Origin of the sequence: Sphingomonas ginsenosidimutans, assembly GCF_002374835.1 — a bacterium.
GTDB classification, from domain to species: Bacteria; Pseudomonadota; Alphaproteobacteria; order Sphingomonadales; family Sphingomonadaceae; genus Sphingomonas; species Sphingomonas ginsenosidimutans.
In genome coordinates, this window is the sequence record NZ_NWVD01000004.1 from 22830 (window position 1) to 39657 (window position 16828).

The window sequence follows — 16828 nt, forward strand, 5'->3', positions numbered from 1 at the left end:
TGGCGGAGTGGTAGGCGCTCATCAGCTGAAGGTTCCCGTCAAAGACCGACCTGCATCGTGTAGAGAGCGGTTCGCGTTAGACTGACAGCACCGCCATTACTGCCGTCCGCCCGTTTCTGAAGACGTTGCCTCCTGCTCGCGCGGCTTCATCGTAGAGCCGCCCGTCGCGGCGCTTGCGAGACCGGTGGATTTATGCGGGGCGCGGATGGTAAGGGCGGGGGGGCTCCCCGCTACCGCGGCTCTTGCTAGTGACACATTCGGAACCGGACCGGGTATGAAAGGCGTTGTCCATATCGTCGATGACGACCTTTCGGTGCGCAATTCGCTGTACCAGTTGGTGACGACGCGCACGCACATGCTGGTCCGCACCTTTCGCTCCGGCGACGAATTCCTGGGCGCTCTGCCCGATCTGGAGCGGGGCATCGTCCTGCTTGACCTGGACATGCCGGGGATGTCGGGGGTCGAGGTCCTGGCGATACTGCGCGCGCGTCGCCCCGATTTCATCCCGTTGATCCTCACCGGCTACGGCGACGTATCGACGACGGTCTCGGCGATGCGGCTGGGCGCGTTCGACGTCATCGAGAAACCGTTCGAGATCGCCGCGCTGCTCCGCACGCTGGAACAGGCGATGGCGAAGCTGGAACGGGACAGGGACGTGCAGGACAACGCACGCGCTGCCCGCGAGCAGATCGACAAACTGTCCGACCGCGAGCGCGAGGTGCTGCTGCTGCTGGTGGCGGGGCACCCCAACAAGGCGGTGGCGCGCGAGCTGGGCGTCAGCCCGCGCACGGTGGAGGGGCACCGGGCAAGCATGATGGCGAAGCTGGAGATCGCCAGCCTGCCCGAGGCGATGCGGCTCGCCTATGCGGCCGGGCTGATCCCACTGGCTTAGGGTCGACCGGCCACGTCGACGCCGGCCGGCTGGTCAGAACAGCCCGTCGTCATCGTCGTCGAAGGTCACCACCGGCGCGATCGCCGGGGTCGCCGGTGCCATGCCGGGCAGAAAGAACGGCGCGTGGATCTCGCGTTCGCAGGCCATCGTGTAGAGGCGGTAAATCCACGGCAGCAGCTCCGCCAGCGCATCGGTGTCGGCGCCCGGCTCCCCGTCCACCGGCGGGACGCCGTCGGCGCGAAGCGACAGCGCATCGGCGATCGCGAGCGATGTTTCCACGAACGACAGCTGGTTGCTGAGGTCCGCCGCGCTCGACTGAAGCGAGGCGATGATCCGGTCCGCCTCGTCGCCGCCGCGCGCCATCGCGGTGCTGGAACTGGCGCAGGCCGCGCGGATGATCGCCAGCGGTTCCCCGAGCGAGGCGTCCGCGCCCATCGAACCGCCTTCCTGGACCAGGTCGATGGTCGTCAGCGCCGTGATGAGGGTGCTGATCGCCGTGCCCAGCTGGTCGAGCCGCGTGGCGCACGGCGCGATCTCGCGCGCGATCACCGCGACCGCGCGGCCCTTGTCGCCGTGGCGGCGCGACAGCAGGCGCGTGTTGGCGGAGATGTGCTGCACGTCGATCGCGATATGCTGGATCCGCACCAGCCCTTCGGCCAGCTCGCCCAGCGTCTGGCTGACGAAGGCGGTGAGCGAGGCAAGGCGGCTGTCGGCGTTGCACAGCTGGCGGGTGACCGAATCGAGCTGTGCAATGCCCTGTTCGAGGCGGATCAGGATCTGGCCGTCGTCGCCGTCGCCCTGCGTCGCCAGCAGCATCCGCAGTTCGTCGGCGAGCGGGACAAGCCGTTCGAGCGAGACGACGATGGCGTCGACCTCGCGCCGGAAATCCTCGCTCATCGCGCGCAGCTGGGCCGCGACCAGCCGCTCGACATGCGCGACCGCGCCCGGCGGCACGGCATGGTCGCGGTCGTGGACGCGCTGCAGGATGGTGACGCAATGTTCGGCACGCTGGCGCACGCTGTCGCCGATCTGGATCGCGCCCAGGATGCGTGCCACCTCGCCCTGTACCGTTCGCACGATGCCGGCGACCTGTTCGGTCGTGCGCATCACGGCGCCGACGTGGTTCTGGAGCGCGTTGGCGTTATCGGTCAGTTCGGCGGGGACGCCGGTGCCGGTGCGCGCGCTTTCTTCCGACAGCAGGCGGTCGGCGGCGCGCACGTCGTTGACGACGCGGCCGAACTGATCGAGCTCGCGGGTGATGTGCTTCACCTCGCGCCGCCCGGTGTCGAGCTTTTCGTCCATGCCCGTCACGAAATCGAAGAACGCCTGCTCGCCCGAGGAGGCGATCTTGATGTTGACGCCATAGATGCCGAGCAGGTCGAGGATCGTGCCGATCTCCTCCAGCAGCCGGCGCAGCTCGCGCGTGCGGCCGGTCAGCGTCTCGACCTCTACCGCGCGGCGGCGCTGCTGGCTGGGCAGGGTGTTGAGCCGGTGCGCGACGCCGTGGAGGCGCTCGACCGCCGCGCCCGCGGTTTCAGGCGACAGCGAGTGGCGGATATCCTCCAGCCCGCCGGCCATGCGGTCGATCGTGCCGATCGCGGCGGCCAGCGCCTCGCCCACGTCGCGGAAACAGGCTTCCAGTCCGGTCATCCCCGCCTGGAGCTGGTGCGCGCCGTCGGTCGCGGGCGGCAGCAGGGTCGCCTCGGCGATTGCGGCCAGCTTGGTCATGTCCATCGTCGATCCCCCTTCAGCGGGCGGTAGCGTGAAGAAGCTCGCGCGCGACGCTTCCCAGCGGAATCACTTTATCGGCCGCACCGCGGGCGATGGCTTCCTTCGGCATCCCGAAGACGATCGAGGACGCTTCGTCCTGGGCGAAGGTGCGGGCGCCGGCCTGCTTCATCTCCAGCAGCCCGCGCGCGCCGTCGTCGCCCATCCCGGTCAGGATGATGCCGACCGCATTGGCCCCGGCATTGCGCGCGGCGGAGCGGAACAGCACGTCGACCGACGGGCGATGGCGCGACACCAGCGGCCCTTCGCGCACCGACACGACATAGCGCGCGCCCTGACGTTCAAGCATCGTGTGGCGCAGCCCGCCGGGCGCGATCAGCGCGCGACCGCGCATCACGGTGTCGCCGTCCTCGGCTTCCTTGACGTCGATCTGACACAGTCCGTCGAGCCGACGGGCGAAGGCGCGGGTAAAGCTTTCGGGCATATGCTGGACGATGACGATGCCGGGCGAATTGGCGGGCAACGCCTCCAGCACCTCGCGCAGTGCCTCGGTCCCGCCGGTCGAGGCACCGATCGCCACCACCATCTCGGTCGTGCGGCTCATCGCACGGCCGGTGGGGGGCGGCAGGACGGCGTCGGCGGTCAGCTTCTGCGCCGGAGCGGTGGTGCGCGGACGGCGCGCGCCGAGCCGCGCCCGCGCCGCACCCTTCACCGTTTCGCGGATCATCAGATGCGCCTCGGCCAGATGATCGGCGACGCCGACGCGCGGCTTCAGGATGACGTCGACCGCGCCGGCGTCGAGCGCCTGGAGCAGGGTATCCGAACCTTCCTCGACCAGCGACGAGCACATGACGACCGGGATCGGGCGCTGCGTCATCAGCTTGCGCAGGAAGGTGATGCCGTCCATTCGCGGCATTTCGACGTCCAGCGTGATGACGTCGGGGATCTCTTCCTGGATGTGGCGCGCGGCGGCGAACGGATCGGCCGCGGCCGCGATCACCTCGATCTCGGGATCGGCGGACAGGATCGCTGTCATCGCCTGGCGGACGCTCGCGCTGTCGTCGATGACCAGCACGCGAATGGGCTTGGGCATGGTCATTTCCTTTGGAAGACGGTGTTAGCGACCGTGGTGAGCGGGAGGTCGAAGCCGGCGATCGATTCCGAATGGCCCAGGAACAGCAGCCCGCCGGGCCGCAGGCAGTCGGTGAGTCGGCGCACGACTTTCTCCTGCGTCGGCTTGTCGAAATAGATCAGGACGTTGCGGCAGAAGATGATGTCCATCGGATCGCCCACCGGGTAGCGCGAATCCATCAGGTTCATCTGCGCGAAGCCGACCGCCGAACGCAGTTCGGGGACGATCCGCATCTCGCTGCGCTTCGGGTCGCTGGCCTTGAGCGTGTAGCGGTTGCGCAGCTGGACCGGCACGGGATCCAGCATCGCGGCGGGAAACACGCCGCGCCGCGCGATCTTCAGCACCTCGCTGTCGAGATCGGTCGCCAGGATGCCATATTCCGGCCCGCGCTGATCGGTGGCGAAGCTGTCGAGCAGCATCGCCAGCGTGTACGGTTCCGCGCCGGTTGAACAGGCCGCGCTCCAGACGCGCAGCCGCCGGATGCCGGCCTTCTGCATCGCCGGCAGGGCGTGACCCATCAAATAGTCGAAATGCTTCGGCTCGCGGAAGAAGTCGGTCTTGTTGGTGGTGACCGCGTTGAGCAGATGCTCGCTTTCCGCCTCCAGATGCCCGCCGTCGAACAGCCAGCTGCAATAGTCGCGCAGGCTCGCCAGGCCATTGGCGCGGACCCGGCGGCGCAGGCGGCCCTCGATCATCGTGATCTTGGCCGGGACCAGGCGGATGCCCGCCTTGTCGTAGATATAGGTGGCCAGCCGATCGAAATCGCGCTTCTGCAGCGTATCGTCGGGAAGGGCCGCGCGGGCGGGGTGGCTCAAGGCATGGCTCCTGCGCGTGTCAGCGCCGAGGAATGGGACCGGCCGCCGCGACGGTGCGGCGGCCGGAGACAGGGCCGTCAGGCGGCGATCGCCAGCGAGGCGAGCGTGTCATGGCCATCGGAACCGAACAGGCGCGCGGCGTCGAGCAGCGCGACGAAACCCGCGTCGCGACGCAGGATCGCCTCGATCTGTTCGGACCGCCAGCGCCCGCCGATATCGGGCGACGCCTCGACCGACGCGGGGCCGAAGGTGCTGACGTCCATAACCCGATCGACCACCAGGCCGAGCGCCAGCGGGGCGTCCCTGCCCACGGGCACGTCGACCACCAGGACGCGGGTCGCCAGCGTCGCGTCGGCCGGCGCCATGCCGAGGCGGACGCGAAGGTCCACCATCGGCACCGACAGACCGCGCACGTCGGTCAGCCCCAGAAACCACGCGGGTGCGTTGGGCACCCGATAGGCGGAGCGATGGTCCAGGATTTCGCGGACCGAGGCGACGGGGAGGCCGAATTCCTCCTCCCCGAGGCCGAAGACCACGACCTGGATGTCCTGGCCGCCGGCGGTCATGCCGCGCGTCCGAATTCGGCGTCCTCGCCGTCCGGGCCGCCGGTGTTCAGGTCGAGCGCGAAACCGCGCGCGCGGGCCTGCTGATCGGCGACCGAGTTCGCCTTGGGCGCCGGCTTCTTGCCTGCTGCCTTCGGCGCCGCGGTGCGGGCGGCCGGCTTGCGCGCGGCCGAGCGGGCCGGTGCCTTGTGTCCCGCGTTATCGACGCGGAAGTAGGCGATGCCCTCCTGCAGTTCCTCGGCCTGGCTCGACAGTTCCTCCGAGGTGGCCGAGATCTGCTCGGACGCGGAGGCGTTCTGCTGCGTGACCTTGTCGAGCTGCTGGATCGCCTCGTTGATCTGCACGGCGCCGATGTCCTGTTCGCGGCAGGCGGCGCTGATCTCGGCGACCAGCTCGGCGGTACGACGGATGTCCGGGACCAGCTTCGTCAGCATCTCGCCCGCCTCGGTGGCGGCAGCGACGGTGTCCGACGACATGCCGCTGATCTCCGCCGCGGCGCTCTGGCTGCGCTCGGCGAGCTTGCGGACTTCGGCGGCGACGACCGCGAAGCCGCGGCCATGTTCACCGGCCCGCGCCGCCTCGACCGCGGCGTTGAGCGCCAGCAGATCGGTCTGACGCGCGATTTCCTGCACGATGCCGATCTTCTCGGCGATGGTGCGCATCGCGACGACCGCCTTCTGCACCGCGACGCCGCTCTGTTCGGCGTCCTGCGACGACTGGCGCGCGATCTTCTCGGTCTGCGTCGCGTTGTCGGCGTTCTGCTTCACGTTCGCCGCCATCTGTTCCATCGACGCCGACGCTTCCTCGGCCGCCGCAGCCTGCTCGGTCGCGCCCTGCGAGACCTGCTCCGACGAGGAGGCGAGCTGCTGGCTGCCCGACGCGACATTCTGCGCCGCCAGCGCGGTCTGCCCGATCGTGTCGCGCAGGCGTTCGGTCATCTGGTTGACGACATCGACCAGATCCTTGATCTCGTCGTCGTTCTTGACCGACACTTCGGTGCTGAGGTCGCCGTCGGCCACGGCCGATACCGCCTGGCTGATCTTCGACAGCCCGCTCGACACCAGTCGCGCGATCCAGAAGGCGCCCGCGACCGCGATCAGCAGCGCGATGATCGCGGTGGTCAGCAACGTTGTGCGCGCCGACGCATACAGCGCCGCGGAATCGGCTTTCGCCTTGACCAGCTGGCCCTGCGTGATGCCGACCAGCTTGGCGAGCGTATCGCCAAGGCGGGTGGCGATCTTACGCCCTTCGCCCATCGACAGCCGGGCGGCCTCCTCATTGCGGTTCTGCATCGCCAGTTCGCGCGCCTGGTCGCTGACCGCTTTGTAGGCCTGCCATTCCTCAAGGCCCTTCGCCCACACCGGTCGGCCCTGCTCGCTTGCGATCTTGAGACCGTCGTTCAGGGTCCCCTGGATCTTGGTGTCGAGCGCGTCGAACTTGGCCTCCAGGTCCCGCATCTCCGGGACATCGGTGGTCAGCATCATGTTCTTTTCGGCGCGGATCGCACGGCCGATATCGGCATCGGCGGTCAGCGACAGCTGGATACGTTGCGCGGGGCCGTCGACGATCTCAAGGATCATGTCGTTGAGCGCGCCGACGCGCGTCAGTCCGACCCCGACGACCAGGCACAGCAGGGCGATCACCAGGGTGAACGTGCCCGCGAGTTTCGCTTTGATGGTTGCCCGCATTGTAGCTTCCTCGTGGATCTTTGGTCGGTCCGGGGACCGGATGCATGTTGACGTTGGTGAATGGGTTGCCGCGATCAGGCGGCCCTGCCGAAGTCGGCGTCTTCCCCATCGGGGCCGCCGCTATCGAGATCGAGGGCGAAACCGCGCACCCGATTCTGCTGGTCGGCCACCGAGTTCGGACGGGTCGCGCGCTTCTTCGCCGTGCCCTTCGACGCGACCGCCGGCTTGGCGACCGGCTTGCGCACCGCCGGCGGTGCGGCGGCCGGGCGCGCGTCCTGGGCAACGCGGAAATAGGCGATGCTTTCCTGCAGCTCTTCCGCGCGGCCGGCCAGTTCGCTGGACGTGGAAGAAATCTCCTCGGACGCGGAGGCGTTCTGTTGCGTGACCTTGTCGAGCTGCTGGATCGCCTCGTTGATCTGGCTGGCGCCGATATCCTGTTCGCGGCAGGCGGCGCTGATCTCGGCGACCAGCTCGGCGGTGCGGCGGATGTCGGGCACCAGCCGCGTCAGCATCTCGCCCGCCTCGGTCGCGGCGGCGACGGTGTCGGACGACATGCCGCTAATCTCCGATGCGGCGGTCTGGCTGCGCTCGGCGAGTTTTCGCACCTCGGCGGCGACGACCGCGAAGCCGCGGCCATGTTCTCCCGCACGCGCCGCCTCGACCGCGGCGTTGAGCGCCAGCAGGTCGGTCTGACGCGCGATTTCCTGCACGATGCCGATCTTCTCGGCGATGGTGCGCATCGCGATAACGGCCCGTTGCACCGCCTGACCGCTTTGTTCGGCGTCCTGCGACGACTGGCGCGCGATCTTCTCGGTCTGGGTGGCGTTGTCGGCGTTCTGCTTGATGTTGGCGGCCATCTCTTCCATCGACGCCGACGCTTCCTCGGCGGCCGCCGCCTGTTCGGTCGCACCGCCCGACACCTGTTCGGAGGCGGTCGACAGCTGCTGGCTGCCGTCGGCGACCTGCTCGGCAGCGGCGGCGACGTTGGCGGCGAAACCGGTCAGATTGTCGACCAGGTTGTTGATCGCATCCTTCATCCGGCGATGATCGCCTTCGCAGTCGATCTCGACGCGCTCCAGCAGCGAGCCGGTGCTGACGAGGTCGAGGACGCGATTGCCCTCGCCGATCGGCAGCAGGATCGCATCGAGCATCCCGTTGATGCCGCCGATCATGTGCCCGAAATCGCCCGTGAAGCGGGCAGCATCGCCGCGCTCGCTCAACCGCCCCGCGGTGGAGGCGTCGATCAGGCGCTGGATCTCGCCGATGATCGCCTTGAAGTTCGTGCGCAGCAGCTCGATCGTGTCATTGATGAACGCCTTTTTGCCGGGCAGCTGTTCCATCGGGGCGTCGAAGTCGCCCTCGGCGAATTGCTTGATGCAGGCCATCGCCTTCTTCTTCGCGGCGATGTGGTTGGCGACCATCAGGTTCAGCCCCTTCGCCATCACGGCGAAGTCGCCCTGGAAGCGATCAACCGGGACGAACACGTCGATGTCGCCCCTGTCATGCTCGGCCGACATGAGGTTCATCTCGGCGATCAACCCCTTCAGGTTGGCGCGTAGCTGTTCGATGGTGTCGTTGATGAACGCCTTCTTTCCCGGCAGCTGCTGAAGCGGGGCGTCGAAATTGCCTTCGCCCAGCGACTTGATGCAGGCCATCGCCAGTTTCTTCACGGCGATATGGCTGCCGACCAGATCGTTGACGGCACGCGCGGCCACCGCCAGGTCGCCCTGGAAATCCTCGACCGGCAGCACCGCGTCGATGTCGCCCCGGTCGTGCTCGGCGGTCATGCGCACCAGCCCCCGGGCGAAGCCGGCGGCGGGCGCCGCTGCGCCGTCCAGCAGCTCGTTCACCGACATCAGCAATTCCCGCACCGGCCCGGTCGCGAACGACAGGTCGGCGCGCTGGCTGGTATCGCCACCCGCATAGACGCGCTGCAGCCGGCGGATCTCGCTGGTCGCGACGTCGATGTGGGACGAGTCCTTCAGGGAAACGTGGAAGCGCATGGAAACATCCTCTCCGGGAGTTATTGGCTCAATGCAGCGTGACAGGTTCGGCGCTCTTGCCGGTGAGGCGCGCGAACAGGTGCGGCAGGTCCGGCAGGACGACGACGTCGCCCTCGCGCCGGACCAGGCAGCGGATATGCTCGCGCGGCCAGCGGATGCCGATCACCGGCGGCTCCTCCGCATCGCCGGCGTTCAGCACGGTGACTTCGTTGACCCGGTCGGCCGCCAGCCCGATCAGCGTCGGATTGCCGTCCAGCTCCAGTTCGATGACGATGATGCGGCTGTCGGCGGTGGTGCTGTGGCGGTCCATGCCGAACGACACGCGCAGGTCGGCGTGCGGCACGATACGTCCGCGGAAGTTGATGACCGCCGCCGCCATCTCGTCCGCGCCCGGCACCTGCGTCAGTGGCATGACGTCGAGGATCTCGCGGACGATGCCCGCCTCGAGGGCGAAGGTCTCGCCGCCTAAGCCGAACGTCAGCACTTCCAGTCCCTGTTCCGGGGTCCAGTTGGGAATCTTGTGATACGGCATAAGCTTACGCAGCGGCGATGCGCCGCTCCTCCCTGGGCTGGCCGAGCGCAACGAGCTGGGCGATGTCGAGGATCAGGGCGACCGAACCGTCGCCCAGGATGGTCGCCCCGGCGAAGGCCGCGACGTTACGGTGCAGCGGCGACATCGCCTTGATGACGGTCTGGTGGTTGCCGATGATCTGGTCGACGACCAGCCCGACGCGCTCCGAACCGGTGCCGACGACGACGATCTTCTGGTAGGTGTCCGGCTTGGTGCCGGTGACGAACAGGTCGCGCAGCCGCAGGAATGGGATCAGGCGCTCACGAAGGGTGATGATGCTGCGCCCGCGCGAGCGCAAATCCTCCTCGAGCGACAGCTCCAGGCATTCCTCGACCGCGGCGAGCGGAATGACGTAGCGACCCTCGCCGACGCGGACGAGCAGCCCCTCGATGATCGCCAGCGTCAGCGGGATTCGCAGCGTGATGGTCGAACCCTGACCCGCCACGCTCTTGACGTCGATCGAGCCGCGCAGGCTTTCGATCGTGCGCTTCACCACGTCCATGCCGACGCCGCGCCCGGACAGGTTGGTCACCTGTGCCGCCGTCGAGAAGCCGGGGTGGAAGATCAGGCCGAGCAGTTCGTCCTCGCTCACCACCTGACCCGGCTGGATCAACCCATTGGCCTCCGCCTTGGCGCGCACGCGCTCGCGGTCGATGCCGCGGCCGTCGTCGGTGATCGTGATGAGCACCTCGCCGCCGGCCTGATGCGCGCTGAGGCGGATGAGGCCGCTGGCGGGCTTGCCCGCGGCCAGCCGGTCCTCGGCCTTTTCCAGGCCGTGGTCGCACGAGTTGCGGATGATGTGGACCAGCGGATCGAACAGCCGCTCGATCACGGTCTTGTCGACCTCGGTCGTCTCGCCCTCGGTCACCAGTTCGATCGCCTTGCCGGTTTCGTTGGCCAGATCGAGGATCAGGCGGCGGAAGCGGCCGAACAGCGTCGAGACCGGGACCATGCGCAGCACCATCATGGTATCGCGCATCTCGCCGGCGAGGCGCTCGATCTCCTCCGACACCGAACGCAGCGACAGGTCGTTGCCGTGATGCGCGAGCTGCGACAGCCGGCTCTGCGCGATCACGAGCTCGCCGACGCGGTCCATCAGCTCATCGAGGCGTTCCGCCGGAACGCGGACATGTTCGCCCTGGCTGCGGGTGGCGGCGCGGCGGTCCTGCTGATCGTTCACGGTGACCGCGGCCGGGGCGGCCGGGGCGGCCGAGGCGGCCGGGGTGGGGGCGGCGGGTTCCGCCGCGTCATCGGCGCCGGCGCCGGACGCGTCGTCCTCGACCGCCAGCGGCTCGATCGTGATCTCCATGTCGTCCATGACGAACAGGAACACGTCCTCGATCGCGTCGTGCGAGATATCGCCGACCAGCGTGCAGTCCCAGCCGATCACGCAGTGGTTGGGAACCAGATCGGCCAGCGGCGGCACCGCGTCGGTGCGCGCGACGATCGTGGCGTCGCCCAGCGCGCGCAGTTCGTCGAGCAGCGCCAGCGGGTTGGTGCCGTTCGCCATCGCATCGACCGGCAGGCGGAACGACAGTTTCCAGCCCTTCTTCGTCGGTGCGGCCGGGGCAGGGGCAGGGGCACTGCCGCCGCCCGCCGCGGCGTCCACCGCGGCGGCGAGCCGCGCGAGGATCGCCTGGCCCGCGGCCTCCGGCGCGTCGCCTTCGACCAGCGCGCGCATATGGTCGCCCGCGGACAGGATGACGTCGACCAGATCGGGGGTCGCGCGGACATCGCCCTTGCGGACGCGGTCGAACGCGGTTTCGCAATGGTGGGTGAAGCCCGCCAGGGCATCGAACCCGAACATCGCGCCCGAACCCTTCAGCGTGTGGAGCCCGCGGAACATCGCATTGACCAGGCCCATGTCGCCCAGGTTGTCGCGCAGGTCGAGCAGGCCCTGTTCGACCTGTTCGAGAAGCTCGCCCGCCTCGATGCGGAAGGCTGCTGTGGGATCCTCGCTCACCGTGCCAGCACCTTCTGCGCGACGCGGATCAGCTGTTCGGCCTGGAACGGCTTCACCAGCCAGCCGGTGGCGCCCGCGGCCTTGGCCTGCGCCTTCATGGCATCGTCCGACTCGGTGGTCAGGAAGATGATCGGGATGCCGGCCTGTGCGGGCTGCTGGCGCAGCGCTCGGATCATCTCCAGCCCGTCCATGTTCGGCATGTTCAGATCGGTGACGATCAGGTCGAACCGCTGCGCGGTAGCCTTTGCCAGGCCTTCGACGCCATCGGACGCCTCGGTGACGGCATAGCCCGCGCCCGACAGGGCGATCCGGATCGCCATGCGCAGGCTCGCGCTGTCATCGACGGTAAGGATGGAAGCGGTCATTGCGCAGTGTCTCCGTGGAACCAGAAGTGACGGTCATCGTCAGAAAGGGCGGTGAGGAAGCCGGCGCGCTCCAGCAGCGCGGCGACGGTCGCGTTCGCGGGCGCGGTGAGCGCGAAATCGCACTGCGCGCCGGCGGCGGTGGCGCGCGCCGCCTCCACGACTTGCAGCACGCTGAGGTCCGGCGCGACGGCGGCGGACAGGTCCAGCCGGACCGGTGCGCCGCTGTTCAGCGCGTCCGTCAGGTCGGCGGCAAGCGTACCGATGGTCGGAAGGCACAGGTCCTCCGCCGCGGTCACCGTAGTGATCGACATGTTCGACAATCCTTCGATGTGACTTGACCCCGCGGTGATCGCCGCGAAGCCGAAGCCCGTTCCATCCGCCGCGCCCCCCGCGCGACGGTCGATCGAGTTGGCGCCGGCGCAGCCGGCCTTCCCGTGACGATGGCCGATCAAGCGGCTATGCCCTGCCCCCTCCTGACCACTCGATGTTCGGTAGAGGTGCAGGGGTCGGGATACCCTGGCTCCACCGTTCGGCTCGTGCATCCGGGATAGGGAATTGTGGTAACAGAGCGGTTGTCGCCGGGTACGTATTAATACGTGTCGGGGTTGGCGGTTCACCCCATGCTCAGCCGCTGTACCGCCTGATATCGATCTATTAGACTTTAGGCTAAGGGTGGTGAACGGAACGACAAATCCGCGGTTTCGGCGCTGTTCCGTGAGCCGCTGAGGCGAATCCGGGCCATACGGCCGGGCGGCGATGTCGATCGATTGCGAGACGCCCGCGTTCACCACTCGCGTTCATCATGATCGGCAACGTCCATTGCTGATTCGCGAAGCGGGAGGTTGGCGGACTGGCGGTTGCGTCCCCTGGTCTTCGCGCATAGGCGTCGCCGCGCCCCCTTGTCGGGCGGCCGGGCGATCACGCCCGCCATCGTCATCAACCGGATCGAGCGAGTGAGCGGCATCCCCCACATCCTGACCCTGTCCTGCCCGGACCAGCCGGGGATCGTCTCGCGCGTGACGGGCGTGCTGTTCGAGGCCGGCGGCAACATCCGCGAGGCCGCGCAGTTCGAGGATGCCGAGACCGGGCGCTTCTTCATGCGCGTGTTGTTCACGCTGCCGGAAGAGGCGCTGGTGCCGTTGACCGGACGGTTCGGCGCGGTGGCGGATCACGGCGACATGACCTGGGCGATCAGGCGCGCCGACGCACCGCGCCGGGTGCTGATCCTGGTGTCGAAATTCGACCATTGCCTGGCCGACCTTCTCTACCGCCACCGGATCGGGGAACTGGCGATGGAGGTGGCGGGCGTCATCTCCAACCATCCGCGTGAAGCGCTCGAGGGGCTGGAGCTGGGCCACATCCCGTTCCATCACCTGCCGGTGACGCCCGAGACGAAGCCCGCGCAGGAAGCGCGCATCAAGGCGATCGTCACGCAGAGCGGTGCCGAACTGATCGTACTGGCGCGCTACATGCAAATCCTGTCGGACGATCTGGCGGCGTTTCTGTCGGGCCGGTGCATCAATATCCACCACAGCTTCCTGCCCGGCTTCAAGGGGGCCAAGCCCTATCATCAGGCCCATGCGCGCGGCGTGAAGATGATCGGCGCGACCGCCCATTACGTCACCGCCGATCTGGATGAGGGGCCGATCATCGCACAGGACGTGGAGCCGGTGACCCATGCGGATTCGCCCGAGACGCTGGTGCGCAAGGGCCGTGACATCGAACGGCGCGTGCTGGCGCGCGCGGTCCGCTATCACCTGGCCGACCGCGTGCTGTTGAACGGCGCCAAGACGGTGGTGTTCACCGACTGACGGAACCGACGGAAAGCGCTTCGCGTTTTGCCCGCACGGGGGAAAGGCGCGCCCGCGCCGTGCGCCCCCGCGACATGGGGTGAAATGAGCAGCGAGACGCCGGAAACGCCGCAAGGCGGCGCACCACCCCATCTGAAGCGCGGCGCCAATCCCGACATGGCGGACGACAGCAATGCGATCTTCTTCGCCGCGGTGAAGACCACGCGGATGCCGATGATCGTCACCGACCCGAACCGTCCCGACAATCCGATCGTGTTCGCCAACCCGGCCTTCATGACGTTGACCGGCTATGCCTGGGATGAGCTGGTCGGGCACAATTGCCGGCTGTTGCAGGGGCCGGACACCGACCCGGAAACGATCGACGAGGTGCGGCAGGCGGTGGCCGGCCGGCGCGAGACGTCGGTGGAGATACTGAACTACAAGAAGAACGGCGCCGCGTTCTGGAACGCGCTGTTCATCTCGCCGGTCTATGACGCTGACGACAATCTGATCTACTTCTTTGCGTCGCAGCTGGACGTCACGCGCCGCCGCGACGCCGAGGATGCGCTGCGCCAAGCGCAGAAGATGGAGGCGGTGGGCCAGCTGACCGGCGGCGTGGCGCATGATTTCAACAACCTGCTGACCGTTATCCAAGGGTTCAGCGACGTGGTGCTCAACAATCTGGAGCATGGCGAGGCGTTCGACCGGAAGAAGGCGGCGCGGTCGATGCGCGCGGTGCTGCAGGCCGCGGAGCGCGGCGCGACGCTGACGCAGCAGTTGCTGGCGTTTTCGCGCAAGCAGAAATTGCAGGGGCGGATCGTCAATCTGGTGGACTTGATCGACGAGCTTCGGCCGTTGATCGAGCGGACCGCCGGCGGCACCGTGCGGGTCGAAATCGAGCATCGCGGGGCGACGTGCAACGCGCGGATCGACCCGACACAGGCCGAATTGGCGATCATGAACATCCTGCTGAACGCGCGCGATGCGATGCCCGACGGCGGCGTCGTCACGATCGGCGTCGACGGGGTGACGGTGTGCGCCGGCGACGAAGGGTTCGGGGAGATGTCGCCCGGCGAATATGTGATGGTCACCGTCACCGATCGGGGCAGCGGGATGTCGCCCGAGGTGCTGCAGCGCGTAACCGAGCCGTTCTTCACGACCAAGGACCAGGGGAAGGGAACCGGGTTGGGGCTGTCGATGGTCTACGGTTTCATGAAACAGTCGGGCGGGACGCTGCGCATCGAATCGATCGAGGGCGAGGGGACGTCCGTGCGCATGCTGTTCCCGTGCGAGGATGCGAAGGTCGATCCACGCGGATCGCAGCCCGCCCGCGGCCTGGCGGACAAGCGCGGCAACGAGACGATCCTGGTGGTGGAGGATCAGCCCGATGTCGGGGATTACGCCGAAGCGGTACTGACCGAATTCGGCTATACCGTGCTGCGCGCAAATGACGCCGACGAGGCGCTGGCGCTGCTGGACGGAAAGCCGCATGTCGACCTGCTGTTCAGCGACCTCATCATGCCCGGGGGGATCAACGGCGTCATGCTGGCGCGCGAGGTGCGCCGGCGCCGCCCGCGGATGCGGGTGCTGCTGACCACCGGTTACGCCGAATCCTCGATCGAGCGCGTCGATGCGCGCGGTGCCGAATTCGACCTGATCCAGAAACCGTACAAGCGCGCCGAACTGGCATCGAAGGTGCGGCTGGTCATCGACGGCCCTACGGGCGTGGCCTGAGCCGTGATCGCTCCATCTGGGTTGCTGATCGAGATTGCCGAAGCCGGATCGGTCACCTAGATGAGGCACGCTTTGGACCGTAAGCCGCTCGATCCCTTTCCCATTTCGCCGTTCGTGCCGGCGCCTGAGGTGCAGGCGGCGATCGACGGTTTTCGTCGGCGGTTGAGCGCGCGCGACCCGCTGGCGGTGGCGATGGAGGTGTCGCCGGTGGCGATGGTGGTGGCGGACCCGTCGTTGCCGGACATCCCGCTCATCTATGTCAACAAGGCGTTCGCGCGGCTGACCGGTTTCGCGGCGGTGGAGGTGCTGGGCCGCAACTGCCGGTTCATGCAGGGGCCGCTGACCGAGGAGGCGGATGTCGGCGCGTTGCGCGACGCGATCGTCCGGCGCGAGCGGATCGAGATCGACCTGCTCAACCACCGCCGCGACGGGACGCCGTTCTGGAACCGGCTGGCGATCGCCCCCGTGCCGGGCGATGACGGCGCGGTGCGCTATTTCGTCGCGTCGCAGATGGACGTGACGATCGAGCGGCACCAGTTGCAGCAACTGGAACACGATCGCGAGACGCTGGCCGCGGAGGTTGCGCGGCGTGAGGCCGATCTGGCGGAACAGGACAGCAAACTGCGACTGGCGCTGGAGGCGGGGGGTCTGGGCACGTGGTCGCTGGCGCTGCCCGAACGCCGGCTGACCGCGTCGCCCAGTTGCAAGCGCAATTTCGGGCGATCCCCCGACGCACCGTTCGATTATGACGAGTTCGGGCGATCGCTGCATCCGGAGGATGCCGCGCGCGTGGCCGCGGCGATCCAGAATACGCTGGAACATGACGTTCCCTATCATCTCGACTATCGCATCCTGACGCCGGCCGGCGAGCAGCGATGGATCACCGTCAAGGGCGAGGTGCAGCGCCGCGCCGACGGCAGCCCGCTGGCACTGACCGGGTTTTCGATCGACATTACCGATCGCAAGTTCGCCGAGGCGCATCGCGAGGTGCTGGCGCGTGAACTGACCCATCGGGTCAAGAACACGCTCGCCACCGTCAACGCGGTGGTGATGCAGACGCTGCGCGATGCGGCGTCGCTGGGCGAGGCGACCGCGACCATCTCCGGCCGGATCGCCAGCCTGGGCGAAGCGCATGAACTACTGATCCAGGACGAGGTGGAGGGCGCGGCGATCGGCGATATCGTCGACCGGGCGCTGATCCCGTTCAAGGACCGCGGCGGACAACGGTTCCGGGTCGCGGGGCCAGCGGTGCGGCTGTCGCCTGATATCACGCTGGCGCTGTCGATGGCGCTACATGAACTGGCGACCAACGCGATCAAATATGGCGCGCTGTCGGTGCCGAGCGGGACCGTCTCGGTCGAATGGTCGATCGAGGGGGAGGGGGCCGACCGCCGATTGCTATTCGCCTGGACCGAGCGTGGCGGACCTCCGGTCACCGCCCCGGTGCGCACGGGGTTCGGCACGCGGATGATCGAGCGGGTGCTGGGGCGGCACGTGCGCGGCGACACGGCGATCCGCTACGAGCCGGACGGCGTGCGCTTCGCGATCGAGGCGGTGATCTGACCCAACGCCCCGTCGCGCAAA

General features: G+C 68.0%; 14 protein-coding genes. 4 read left to right on the forward strand and 10 right to left on the reverse strand.

Annotated elements, in window-relative coordinates:
• The first annotated feature begins 274 nt into the window (after positions 1 to 274).
• On the forward strand, positions 275 to 892 hold the full coding sequence (locus COA17_RS10750; RefSeq protein ID WP_176484872.1) for a response regulator transcription factor: 618 nt from the start codon (positions 275 to 277) through the stop codon (positions 890 to 892).
• Positions 893 to 925: 33 nt separating this feature from the next.
• On the opposite strand, the gene COA17_RS10755 is transcribed toward COA17_RS10750, so the two are convergent.
• From COA17_RS10755 to COA17_RS10800, 10 genes are all read right to left on the reverse strand, one after another.
• Positions 926 to 2626, reverse strand: a complete 1701-nt coding sequence (locus tag COA17_RS10755; protein ID WP_096612344.1) for a methyl-accepting chemotaxis protein — start codon at positions 2624 to 2626, stop codon at positions 926 to 928.
• 13 nt (positions 2627 to 2639) lie between these two features.
• Entirely contained in the window at positions 2640 to 3719 is a 1080-nt protein-coding gene (locus tag COA17_RS10760) for a protein-glutamate methylesterase/protein-glutamine glutaminase (protein ID WP_096612346.1), read from the reverse strand.
• Entirely contained in the window at positions 3716 to 4567 is an 852-nt protein-coding gene (locus COA17_RS10765) for a CheR family methyltransferase (protein ID WP_245857690.1), read from the reverse strand. Before COA17_RS10765 ends, COA17_RS10760 begins: the two co-directional genes overlap by 4 nt.
• A 77-nt stretch (positions 4568 to 4644) precedes the next feature.
• Complete coding sequence (locus tag COA17_RS10770; protein WP_096612348.1) at positions 4645 to 5133, reverse strand: chemotaxis protein CheW; 489 nt, start codon at positions 5131 to 5133, stop codon at positions 4645 to 4647.
• Complete coding sequence (locus COA17_RS10775; protein WP_096612350.1) at positions 5130 to 6818, reverse strand: methyl-accepting chemotaxis protein; 1689 nt, start codon at positions 6816 to 6818, stop codon at positions 5130 to 5132. The genes COA17_RS10770 and COA17_RS10775 overlap by 4 nt, the downstream gene beginning before the upstream one ends.
• A 74-nt stretch (positions 6819 to 6892) precedes the next feature.
• On the reverse strand, positions 6893 to 8821 hold the full coding sequence (locus tag COA17_RS10780; RefSeq protein WP_096612352.1) for a methyl-accepting chemotaxis protein: 1929 nt from the start codon (positions 8819 to 8821) through the stop codon (positions 6893 to 6895).
• 28 nt (positions 8822 to 8849) lie between these two features.
• Complete coding sequence (locus tag COA17_RS10785; protein WP_066489323.1) at positions 8850 to 9353, reverse strand: chemotaxis protein CheW; 504 nt, start codon at positions 9351 to 9353, stop codon at positions 8850 to 8852.
• A 4-nt stretch (positions 9354 to 9357) separates the two neighbouring features.
• A complete protein-coding gene (locus tag COA17_RS10790; protein ID WP_096612354.1) occupies positions 9358 to 11355 on the reverse strand; it encodes a chemotaxis protein CheA in 1998 nt (665 codons plus the stop codon).
• On the reverse strand, positions 11352 to 11720 hold the full coding sequence (locus COA17_RS10795) for a response regulator (protein ID WP_066484511.1): 369 nt from the start codon (positions 11718 to 11720) through the stop codon (positions 11352 to 11354). Before COA17_RS10795 ends, COA17_RS10790 begins: the two co-directional genes overlap by 4 nt.
• Positions 11717 to 12172, reverse strand: coding sequence for an STAS domain-containing protein (locus tag COA17_RS10800; protein WP_245857692.1), 456 nt, complete (start codon positions 12170 to 12172; stop codon positions 11717 to 11719). Before COA17_RS10800 ends, COA17_RS10795 begins: the two co-directional genes overlap by 4 nt.
• A gap of 501 nt (positions 12173 to 12673) precedes the next feature.
• Between COA17_RS10800 and purU the strand changes: the two genes are divergently transcribed.
• From purU to COA17_RS10815, 3 genes are all read left to right on the forward strand, one after another.
• Positions 12674 to 13531, forward strand: a complete 858-nt coding sequence (purU, locus tag COA17_RS10805) for a formyltetrahydrofolate deformylase (protein WP_066484550.1) — start codon at positions 12674 to 12676, stop codon at positions 13529 to 13531.
• Positions 13532 to 13615: 84 nt separating this feature from the next.
• Complete coding sequence (locus COA17_RS10810; RefSeq protein ID WP_096612356.1) at positions 13616 to 15244, forward strand: histidine kinase famiy protein; 1629 nt, start codon at positions 13616 to 13618, stop codon at positions 15242 to 15244.
• Between the two features lie 60 nt (positions 15245 to 15304).
• Positions 15305 to 16807 (forward strand): HWE histidine kinase domain-containing protein, encoded by a 1503-nt coding sequence (locus COA17_RS10815; protein WP_096612358.1) that lies wholly within the window; start codon positions 15305 to 15307, stop codon positions 16805 to 16807.
• Positions 16808 to 16828 lie beyond the last annotated feature (21 nt).